The organism is Hydrogenophaga sp. 70-12 (genome assembly GCF_001897365.1).
GTDB lineage: Bacteria > Pseudomonadota > Gammaproteobacteria > Burkholderiales > Burkholderiaceae_C > Hydrogenophaga > Hydrogenophaga borbori.
The window spans coordinates 1-4,750 of the sequence record NZ_MKSS01000425.1; the positions used below are offsets into that span (position 1 = coordinate 1).

Sequence of the window (4,750 nt, forward strand, 5' to 3'; positions counted from 1 at the left end):
CACGTTGGACTGCTCCAGCGCGCCGGCCACCAGCGAGCCGGCCTGGCCCACGCCCGGCGCGTCGTACAGCGGCTCGCCGCTGGCGTTGGTCACGGTCCAGCTGGTGTCGCTCACGTTGGCCAGCGCGTCCTCGTTGGGAAAGTTGGCCAGGGCCACCGTGCCCACGCGCTGGCGCAGGCCGTTGCTGTACTGGGCCAGCACCGCGCCGTCCTCGTCGATGCTCACCGACAGGAAGGCGCCCGAGGAATTGCCGTCGGCGTCGTTCACCGTGGTGGTGGTCTGGCCCGCGTACTGGGTGGTGCCGGCGTAGTTCAGGTCCAGCGTGATCGGGTCCACCGTGGCCGGCAGCGGCAGGGCCTTGGCCACCGGGCCGGTGGGCAGGGTCAGGCGGCCATCGGTGCCGAACTGCAGCACGGTCTCGGTGCCGGCGGCCAGCGGCGCGCCGTCGAAGCCGTAGTGCACGGTCACCTCGTTCGGACCGGTCTTCACGAAGTACTGCGTGAGCGTGTGCTGCGAGCCCAGCGAGTCGTAGATCACCGAGACGTTGGAGCCGTTGTAGCTCAGGGGCTCAGTCGGGTCGAAGACCGCCACGGTGGGCGCGGTCCAGTCGGCCGAGAGGTTGGCCACGTAGTCCAGGCGCGAGCTGGACACCGCGGGCAGCTGTTCCTTGCTGACGCGAATGTCGCCCATGGGACCCAGCACGTCGGAGCCCGGCACCACGCCATAGCCCTGCAGGCGGCGGCCGAAGCTGTCGGTGACGTAGCCCTCGCGGTCGGCGGTGAAGATGCCCACGCGCGTGAACAGGGTCTGGCCCGACGGCTCCTTCACCGCGAAGAAGCCCTTGCCCTTGATGGCCACGTCCATGCCGCGGCCGGTGTTGAGCGTGCCGCCACCGATGCCGATGGACTGCGTGCGCGAGGCCGCTTCCACGCCCATGGGCGAGGTGTCCGCGTACATGGACGCGAAGTTGGTGCGGCTGGATTTGAAGCCGTAGGTGCCCGCGTTGGCGATGTTGTTCGAAATGGTCTCGAGTTCGGCGTTGATGGCCTTCACGCCGGACAGGGCGATTTCCATGCTCATGCTGCGTTCCTTTATCCGTTGGAAGAAGTGGTCTCGCGACCGAAGAAGCCGGTGATCTCGGCCGGGGTGACCTCGCCGATGCCGCTCACGTTCATCTGCACGCCCCCCGTGGGCGAAAGGCGGATGCCCGAGAGCACGCCGCGCACGTCGACACCCGGCGCCGGGACACCCTCGCCAGCGTCGACCGCGATCGAGTAGCGGCCTTCGGGCAGGCCCAGCGCGGCCGGGTCGATGCGGAAATCCACCGTGCCGGCGGCGCGCGGCCCCAGCTCGACGCGGTGCTTGCGGCCATCGGCCGCGGTGAGCACCACGGCCGTGGTCTGGCTGGACGCGTCGAGCGTGAACGAGCCAGAAACACTTTTTCCTGCAATATCTATCCGCGAAGTGCGAACAGCAACGGTGTGGCCAACCTGGCCACCCAGGCTCAGCACCTGCAGGCTGTCGAGCATGGCGGCGGTGCCGTTGTTCTGGCTCACCAGGGTCTGCAGCGCCTCGGTCTGCGAGAGCGTGGCGAGCTGCGAGACAAACTCGCTCGGGTCCTTGGGCTCCAGCGGGTCCTGGTTGCGCACCTGCGCCACCAGCAGGCGGATGAACATGTCCTGCGGCACCGACATGCCGTTCTTCGCCACGCCATCGCCCGAGGCGGATGCGCCGCCGACGGCGCCGGTGTTCATGGTGGTGTCGAGCATGGTCAGGACTCCCCGAGCCGCAGCACGGCCATCTGCATCGCGCGGGTGCGCGTGAGCACCTCCACGCTGGTCTCGAAGGCGCGCGAGGCCGACATCATGTCGGTCATCTCGGCCACCGGGTTCACGTTGGGGTAGAAGACGTCGCCGTCGGCGTTGGCCAGCGGGTGCTCGGGCTCGTGCACCTTGCGCACAGGTTCGTCGCTCTCCACGACGTCGAGCACCTGAACCTTGGCGCCGTTGCCCGTTCCCTCTTCCATCAGGGCGGCGAAGACGGGTTTGCGCGCGCGGTAGACGCCGTCCTCGGAACCGGCGGCGGACTGCGCGTTGGCCAGGTTGCTGGCGATGGTGTTCAGGCGTACGGTCTGGGCGTTCATGCCCGAGCCGGCGATGGCGGCGATGCTGTCGAAGGACATGCTCACTGCCCCTGAATGGCCTGCGCGAGGCCCTTGAGCTTCATCTGCAGGAAGGTCAGGCTGGCCTGGAAGCCGGTGGCGTTTTGCGCGAATGCGGCCTGCTCCACGCCCAGCTCCACCGTGTTGTGGTCGCCCGAAGGGTGGTGCGGCACGCGGTACTGCAAGTCGCCGCTGTCGAGGTCGAGCGCGAGGCCATCGTCGCGCGCGGCCAGGGCAGCGTCGTAGCGCGCGCTGAAATCGAAGTCGCGCGCCTGGTAGCCCGGCGTGTTCACGTTGGCGAGGTTAGCTGCGATGATCTCGGCCCGCTGACCGCGCAGCTGCAAGGCCTGTGCGTGTCCGCTGATGACCTGTCCGAAGTGAATTGCCATGAGCCGTCCTCTTTCCTTGCTGTTGTGCGCGGCGATCCTGTGTTCGCCATCAATCGCGTTCTGCGCCAATAATATTCCGCAAATTGTAAAAACCGTGACCGCGCACTGGCTCGAACACGCCGATGGGCGGGGCTGGCGCGGCGCCCAAGTGGACGTGAGCGTGGTTTCCGCGCCGGAACACGAACCAAAGTGTGACCAGCCGCCCGAGGTGGTGGTGGTCGATGGCCGGTACCCCAGCCGAATGAAATTGGCGTTGCGCTGCGGCGAGCGCTGGCGCGAGCCGGTGGTGGCGCGCGCCCGGCTGCGCGCCGAGGTGCTGGTGGCCGCGCGCGACATCGGGGCCGGCGCCGCACTGACCGAAGCGGACCTGCGGTACGAGGCGCGCGACCTCAGTGCCACGCCCGAGGCGATCGGCTCGCTGGACGCGATTGCGGGCCTCGTGCCGCGGCGCGCCCTGCGCGAGGGCACGCTGCTGCAGGCCAAGGTGCTGCACGAGCCGGTGCTGGTGCGGCGCGGCCGGCCGGTGCGCATCGTGGCGCGGCACGGCGGCGCCATCGCGGTGGAGAGCGCGGGCGAAAGCCTGGGCCAGGGCAAGCGCGGCGACGCGGTGCGCGTGCGCAACCTGGCCTCGGGCCGCGTGATCGAGGCGCGCGTGGTGGGCCCCGACGAAGTGGAGCCGGTGAAGTAGCGCCTCACCGCGCACCCTGCTGGATCTGCCGCGCCACGGCGGCGAGCTTGTCGGCGTAGGCCGGGTCGGTGGCGTAGCCGCCGCGCGCCAGCGCGTCGGCGAAGGCGCGCGGATCACCACCCGCGCCCAGGGCGCCCCGGTAGCGCGGGCTGTTAAGCAACAGCTCGGCGTAGTCACCAAAGGCCTGCTCCAGGTCCTCGTAGTGGCGGAAGCGTTGCGTGGTCTTCACCGCCGCGCCGCCCTCGAATTCGGTGGTCGGCGCCTCCGCGGCCGCGCCGCGCCATGCGCCGCCGGCCTTGATGCCGAACAGGTTGTGCATGATCTGGCCGTCGGCCGCGCGCAGCGGGCGCCGGCCCCAGCCCGATTCGAGCGCCGCGTGCGCGGCCACCAGTTCGGGCGCCACGCCCAGGCGCGCGGCGGTGCGCTGCGCCAGCGGCGCGATGCGGTCGAGGAAAGCCCGCTGCTCCTCGCGGCTGGCGCCGTCGGGGACGCCGCCTTCGGGCGCGCTGCCCGGCTCAGGCGACAAGGCGGGCGCGGCCAGGGAGCGCCGCCAGGTCGCCTGCGGCGACAGCCCGCCCAGCACCGCGCCGCTGCCGCTCTCGATGAAGCGCTGCACCTCCTGCCGCACCGAACCGCCAAGCGCGTCCGCGCCGATGGGTGCGCCCATGTGCGCGCCGAAACCGGCGCCGGCACCGCCCGCCGCCGCGCGCACCGGCAGCGGCGGCGCCGCGAAGGCCCCCGGGGTGGAGGGAAACTCAGGCAGGCGCATAGGTGCCGGGGGTGCCGTCGTTGAGCACGCGGGCCATGATGTCCTGCTGGCCCACCACGAGTTCGCAGTTGCGCACGTTCAAGCGCTTGCATTCGCCCACCAGCGCCTGCAGCTCGCGCATCTGCTCGCGCAGCAGGTCGGCCGCCTTGGCGGGCAGGCGCAGCGCCAGGGATTCGTGGGCGTCGCGCGTGGCGCCACCGCTGAGGCGCTGCACCAGACGCTGGCGCTGCGAGCACAGCGCGTCCAGGCGTTCCGTGAGCGCGGTGATGCGTTCGGCCGACACGCGCACGCGCTCGCTGTCGTGCTTCAGCGCGGCGTCGAAATGCGCCTGCAGCAGCGCGCGCATGCGCGCGAAGCCGTCGCGCTCCTGGCGCAGGCCGTCGAGCAGGGCCATGGCGTCGGCGGCGGCGATCACCGGCCTTCCCCGTGGTAGCGCTGGATGAGCGCGGCCAGCTTGCCGGCGTCGAAGCGCAGCTCGCCGCGCTGGTAGGCCTCGCGCAGCTGCGCCACGCGGGCCTCGTCGATCTCGGGCATCTCGCGCAGCGCCTGCATGGCCGGGCCCAGCACGCCGGACTGCAGCGCGGCTGGCGTGGTCCCGGCCGCGCCAGCGGCCTCGGCGGCCGGCTGCGGCGCGCGCACCGGTGCCAGGGGGGCTGCGTTGTGGGGGGTGTTGACTCTCATTCGATCGCCTCGTGTGCTTCGTGTCCGCATGCCGCGCTCCCGGTTCAGCGCGTGAGGGTGGG

The 4,750-nt window shown here is 71.1% G+C and carries 8 protein-coding genes; 1 reads left to right on the plus strand and 7 read right to left on the minus strand.

What is annotated here, in order from left to right; translation table 11 throughout:
* From BGO22_RS22060 to flgB, 4 genes are all read right to left on the minus strand, one after another.
* Positions 1 to 1,080 (minus strand): flagellar hook protein FlgE (locus tag BGO22_RS22060; RefSeq protein WP_286852439.1); only part of this gene is annotated, 1,080 nt, incomplete at its 3' end.
* An 11-nt stretch (positions 1,081 to 1,091) separates the two neighbouring features.
* Positions 1,092 to 1,769 (minus strand): flagellar hook capping FlgD N-terminal domain-containing protein, encoded by a 678-nt coding sequence (locus BGO22_RS22065; RefSeq protein WP_286852440.1) that lies wholly within the window; start codon positions 1,767 to 1,769, stop codon positions 1,092 to 1,094.
* Between the two features lie 2 nt (positions 1,770 to 1,771).
* Positions 1,772 to 2,182, minus strand: a complete 411-nt coding sequence (gene flgC, locus BGO22_RS22070; RefSeq protein ID WP_204743129.1) for a flagellar basal body rod protein FlgC — start codon at positions 2,180 to 2,182, stop codon at positions 1,772 to 1,774.
* Positions 2,183 to 2,184: 2 nt separating this feature from the next.
* Positions 2,185 to 2,550 (minus strand): flagellar basal body rod protein FlgB, encoded by a 366-nt coding sequence (gene flgB / locus BGO22_RS22075; RefSeq protein ID WP_204743131.1) that lies wholly within the window; start codon positions 2,548 to 2,550, stop codon positions 2,185 to 2,187.
* A gap of 241 nt (positions 2,551 to 2,791) precedes the next feature.
* Between flgB and flgA the strand changes: the two genes are divergently transcribed.
* On the plus strand, positions 2,792 to 3,238 hold the full coding sequence (gene flgA / locus BGO22_RS22080) for a flagellar basal body P-ring formation chaperone FlgA (RefSeq protein WP_286852441.1): 447 nt from the start codon (positions 2,792 to 2,794) through the stop codon (positions 3,236 to 3,238).
* 4 nt (positions 3,239 to 3,242) lie between these two features.
* On the opposite strand, the gene BGO22_RS22085 is transcribed toward flgA, so the two are convergent.
* The 3 genes from BGO22_RS22085 to BGO22_RS22095 are packed head-to-tail and all read right to left on the minus strand — an operon-like array spanning position 3,243 to position 4,688.
* On the minus strand, positions 3,243 to 4,007 hold the full coding sequence (locus BGO22_RS22085; protein ID WP_286852442.1) for a glycoside hydrolase family 73 protein: 765 nt from the start codon (positions 4,005 to 4,007) through the stop codon (positions 3,243 to 3,245).
* Positions 3,994 to 4,422, minus strand: a complete 429-nt coding sequence (gene flgN / locus BGO22_RS22090; RefSeq protein WP_286852443.1) for a flagellar export chaperone FlgN — start codon at positions 4,420 to 4,422, stop codon at positions 3,994 to 3,996. The genes BGO22_RS22085 and flgN overlap by 14 nt, the downstream gene beginning before the upstream one ends.
* Positions 4,419 to 4,688, minus strand: a complete 270-nt coding sequence (locus BGO22_RS22095; protein WP_286852444.1) for a flagellar biosynthesis anti-sigma factor FlgM — start codon at positions 4,686 to 4,688, stop codon at positions 4,419 to 4,421. Before BGO22_RS22095 ends, flgN begins: the two co-directional genes overlap by 4 nt.
* Positions 4,689 to 4,750 lie beyond the last annotated feature (62 nt).

Coding starts and splice junctions, on each gene's coding strand:
- BGO22_RS22065 (WP_286852440.1), bottom strand. CDS start 1,769: ATGCTCGACACCACCATGAACACCGGCGCCGTCGGCGGCGCATCCGCC.
- flgC (WP_204743129.1), bottom strand. CDS start 2,182: ATGTCCTTCGACAGCATCGCCGCCATCGCCGGCTCGGGCATGAACGCC.
- flgB (WP_204743131.1), bottom strand. CDS start 2,550: ATGGCAATTCACTTCGGACAGGTCATCAGCGGACACGCACAGGCCTTG.
- flgA (WP_286852441.1), top strand. CDS start 2,792: ATGAAATTGGCGTTGCGCTGCGGCGAGCGCTGGCGCGAGCCGGTGGTG.
- BGO22_RS22085 (WP_286852442.1), bottom strand. CDS start 4,007: ATGCGCCTGCCTGAGTTTCCCTCCACCCCGGGGGCCTTCGCGGCGCCG.
- BGO22_RS22095 (WP_286852444.1), bottom strand. CDS start 4,688: ATGAGAGTCAACACCCCCCACAACGCAGCCCCCCTGGCACCGGTGCGC.